At 73.3% G+C, this 3,484-nt stretch carries 5 protein-coding genes and 1 riboswitch; all 5 genes read right to left on the bottom strand.

The features are described from left to right. Window positions 1–392, bottom strand: a 392-nt coding sequence (locus LCD35_RS29570; RefSeq protein ID WP_225045312.1) for an iron chelate uptake ABC transporter family permease subunit, incomplete at its 3' end; no start/stop codon positions are given. After that, window positions 389–1,405, bottom strand: coding sequence for an ABC transporter substrate-binding protein (locus LCD35_RS29565; RefSeq protein WP_225045311.1), 1,017 nt, complete (start codon window positions 1,403–1,405; stop codon window positions 389–391). The genes LCD35_RS29570 and LCD35_RS29565, both read right to left, overlap by 4 nt. Before the next feature lie 83 nt (window positions 1,406–1,488). Continuing rightward, window positions 1,489–1,622, bottom strand: a riboswitch (cobalamin riboswitch). Between the two features lie 295 nt (window positions 1,623–1,917). Beyond that, on the bottom strand, window positions 1,918–2,454 hold the full coding sequence (locus LCD35_RS29560) for a TetR/AcrR family transcriptional regulator (protein ID WP_224959607.1): 537 nt from the start codon (window positions 2,452–2,454) through the stop codon (window positions 1,918–1,920). Further along, window positions 2,429–2,803 (bottom strand): multidrug efflux SMR transporter, encoded by a 375-nt coding sequence (locus tag LCD35_RS29555; RefSeq protein ID WP_224959606.1) that lies wholly within the window; start codon window positions 2,801–2,803, stop codon window positions 2,429–2,431. Before LCD35_RS29555 ends, LCD35_RS29560 begins: the two co-directional genes overlap by 26 nt. Continuing rightward, on the bottom strand, window positions 2,800–3,120 hold the full coding sequence (locus LCD35_RS29550) for a multidrug efflux SMR transporter (protein ID WP_224959605.1): 321 nt from the start codon (window positions 3,118–3,120) through the stop codon (window positions 2,800–2,802). The genes LCD35_RS29555 and LCD35_RS29550 overlap by 4 nt, the downstream gene beginning before the upstream one ends. Between the last annotated feature and the right edge of the window lie 364 nt (window positions 3,121–3,484).

The raw sequence follows: 3,484 nt of genomic DNA, 5'->3' as shown, positions 1-3,484 counted from the left end.
AACGCCCCCGCGGTCAACCCGATCGCCCCGGCCCCGAGCCCCAGCACCACCACCGACACCGCGCCCGTGGAGGCGCCGGAGGACACCCCGAGCAGGTACGGGTCGGCGAGCGGGTTGCGCACCAGCGTCTGCAGGACCGCCCCGCACACCCCCAGCCCGGCACCGCAGATCGCCGCCAGCAGCGCCCGCGGCAACCGCAGCTGCAGCACGATGCCCTGCCCGATGCGGGACACCTCGGTGTCCACCAGCCCGAGCCGGTGCCCCACCACGCTGCCCACGTCGGCGACCGACAGGTCCGCGGGCCCGAGGGTGACCGCGGCGGCGATCGACAGCAGCAGCGCCGGGATCCCGGCCAGCACGATGGCGGAGGCGGGCAGCCGCCCCGCCGTCACCGCTGCCGGTCCAGCTCGACGAGCCGGTCCGCGAGCCGCTCGATGCCCTGCACGGTGCGGAGGCTGATGTTCAGCTCGGTGCCGGTCATGCTCAGCAGGTGGTCGTCGCGGACCGCGGCGAGCCGGGACACCGCCGGGTCCTCGTGCAGGAACCGCTCCTTCGCCGCGAGCCCGTCGCCTTCGCCGTCGCGGGTGAGGTCGCCGAGCACCAGCAGGTCCGGGTCGCGGGCCAGCACGTCCTCCCAGGACACCTGCGGCCACATCGAGGTGACGTCGTCGTAGGCGTTGCGCACGCCCAGCTCCCTGGCCATGATCGCCGGAGACCCGGTGGAGCCCGCCACGTACGGGGATTCGGTGCGGGCGAACCAGAACAGCACCGAGGTCTCGCCGCGCGAGTCCAGCCCGGCGACCTTCTGCCGCGCCGCCTCCACCCGGCCGCGCAGCTGCTCGTTGAGCGCCCGGCCCCGCTCGGGGACGCCGAACAGGTCGGCGATGTCCTGCACCTCCTGGTGGATGTCGGCCAGCTGCACCGGTTCCGGCAGCGGCGCCTCCTCCGGCAGGCAGTTGCTCGGCGACAGGTAGGTGGGCACGCCGAGCTCGGTGAACCGCTCGCGGTCGGCGACGCGCTCGTCGGTGAACATGGCCTGGTAGGCGCCGAGCACGATGTCCGGTTCGGTGTCCAGCACGGACTCGAACGACGGGGTGTTCTCGGCGAGCTTCGGCACCCGCGCGTTCGCCGCGGCCAGCGGCGGGTCGACCGGCTCCGTCCAGGTCGCGGTGCCCACCATCCGGTCGGCCAGTCCCAGCGAGAGCATGATCTCGGTGGTCGACTGGTTCAGCGACACCGCCCGCCGCGGCGGTTCCGCGACGGTGACCTCGGTGCCGCAGTTGTGCAGCGTCGTCGCCCCGGCGGCGGGTGCGGTGTCGTCGGCGGGGGCGGCGCAGGAGGCCAGCACGGTCGCGGTCAACGCCACCAGTCCGGCCCGGAACGCGCGGGGGCGCGAGAACGGCATGTCACGTGGTTCCTCACCCCGGACCCATGCGCGGGGCCCGGCAGGCTGCGACCCGGCACCGAGTGCGGTCCGGGGAGCCAGCCAGGTCTTCGGGCTCGGGTTCGCCGGGCGAGGTCCCTTCCCGGACCCGGTGGTCCAGTGGTCGCGGCCGTGCGGCCGTTCCTCGCCCATCGCCCCTACCGCTGCGCGTCAGCTCCGGATTCCGACCGGATTCCCTGCCCTCGCGGGCGCGACTGGCTCCCGAGCACCCTAACCGGACATACCACTACCCCATCAAGGTGATGTTCCTCGCTGCGGGCACCGCCACTCGTTCTGCTTTCGGGGATGGGTGGCGGACTCAGCGCTTTCCTCGCTGCGGGATCGTTTTCACAGGTGGCTCCGCCACATGCGAAAACGCTGTTCTCGCGAGGAAAGCGCTGAGAACCCGCGGGTGGTCGACCTGCGCGCGTGGTCGCTGCTCAGCGGCTTCCCCGCTGACAGGGAACGACCCCCGAGCAACGGACGAACAGACATCAGTCCGGTTGCAACATCGTGCGGATGTTCTCCACCGGCGGGGTTCGCTCCTCGAAGAGGCATTGCATCTGGTAGCCGTCGGCGGTCGCGGCGAGCCGGTCCGCCGCCGGAGCGGGCAGCACTTCGGCCAGCTTCTCCCGCAGGTGGACCAGCGAAGCACGGCTCACCGCGCGGAATTCCGGGTCGCGCATGCCGAGGACGTACAGCTCGTAGGTGACGACGCTGGTGCCGCGCTCCGCGGTGAGGTGGTGGTGGACCAGCTCGGCGAGCCGGGCGACGACGGTGTCCGCGGTGACCCCGCGCAGCCACTCGTCGAGGGACTCGGCGCGGGAACGCAGCACCCGCCTGCTCGCCTCGATCAGCAGCGCGCGCACCGATTCGAAGTGGTAGGCGACGGAACCGACGGGCACCCCGGCCTGCTGCGCGGCGGCGCGCGCGGTGACGCGGGAGGTGCCGCCGTCGCGGATCAGCTGGATCGCGGCGTCCACGATCCGCTCCCGCCGTTCGGGATCATTCGGGGTGTTCTTCGGCCGCACCGCGTTCCTCCCGCGAATCCCGCCTCGCCAGGTTGATCATCGCGACGCCGCCGATCACGCACGCGACGCCGAGCCATGCCACCGGGGGCAGGTGGTCGGCGAACAGCACCGATCCCAGCAGCGCGACCCCGGCCGTCCCCGCGCCGGTCCAGATCACGTAGGCCACGCCCAGCGGGATCACCCGCAGCGCCCGCGACAGCAGCACGACCGTCGCACCGTAGCCGACCACCGCGACCGCCGACGGCACCGGCGCGGTGAAACCGGCGGAGGCCCGCAGCGCCAGGGTGGCGACGATCTCCAGCACGATGGTGCCCGCGAGGTGCGCCCACGCCCGGCGCGCCGCGCTCATCCGCCCGTCCCGGTGCCGAGCAGCACGATGCCGAGCAGCGTCACCGCCATGCCGCCGAGCTGCACCCGGCTGGTGCGCACCGCGAAGAAGACCCGGTCCACGGCCACCAGCACCACCGCCGCGGCGCCCGTCCACACCGCGTACACGAGTCCGACCGGCAGCCGCTGCACCAGCCAGGACAGCAGCACGGTCGCGATCGCGTACCCGGCGATCGCCGCGATCCCCCAGCCCCAGCGGGTGAATCCGCGCGAGGCCCGGGTGCACAGCGAACCGCACAGCCCCGCGGCGATGGCCAGGCACAGCATCCCGAACGTCATGCCGACAAGAGTATGTACAGCTGTTCATAAATGGCAAGCGGCCGTCCCGGCGGACCCTGCGGCACCGGCGTCCGGTGATCCGGCAGGCTTGTCGGGGTGCCGCGGTCGCGGACCACCCGCTCGGTGGCTGCCCGCACGCTCGGACGGTGCGGTACTGACGAGCACGGGATTCCTGGGGAGGAAGCATGCAGCTCGACGACGAGCCAGGCGAGGTGAAGGCGGGTCGCGCGGCGCGCGCCGCGCGGGCCGGGGCGCGGGGGGGGGGGGGGGGCGGGGGGCCGCGCCCGCGACGACGCGGCGGCCGAGCACCGGGTTCGGGCTCGACCGCCGCGTCGGGGAAGAACGTCAGCGGCGCTTCTTCGGC

Origin of the sequence: Saccharopolyspora sp. 6V, assembly GCF_020176785.1 — a bacterium.
GTDB classification, from domain to species: domain Bacteria; phylum Actinomycetota; class Actinomycetes; order Mycobacteriales; family Pseudonocardiaceae; genus Saccharopolyspora_C; species Saccharopolyspora_C gregorii.
The sequence above is the reverse complement of the archived record's forward strand: the minus strand, read 5'-3'. Positions and strand labels throughout refer to the sequence as shown.

Excerpts from the sequence above, each read along its gene's own strand:
- LCD35_RS29550 (WP_224959605.1), bottom strand. The coding sequence starts at position 3,120 with ATGACGTTCGGGATGCTGTGCCTGGCCATCGCCGCGGGGCTGTGCGGT.
- LCD35_RS29555 (WP_224959606.1), bottom strand. The coding sequence starts at position 2,803 with ATGAGCGCGGCGCGCCGGGCGTGGGCGCACCTCGCGGGCACCATCGTG.
- LCD35_RS29565 (WP_225045311.1), bottom strand. The coding sequence starts at position 1,405 with ATGCCGTTCTCGCGCCCCCGCGCGTTCCGGGCCGGACTGGTGGCGTTG.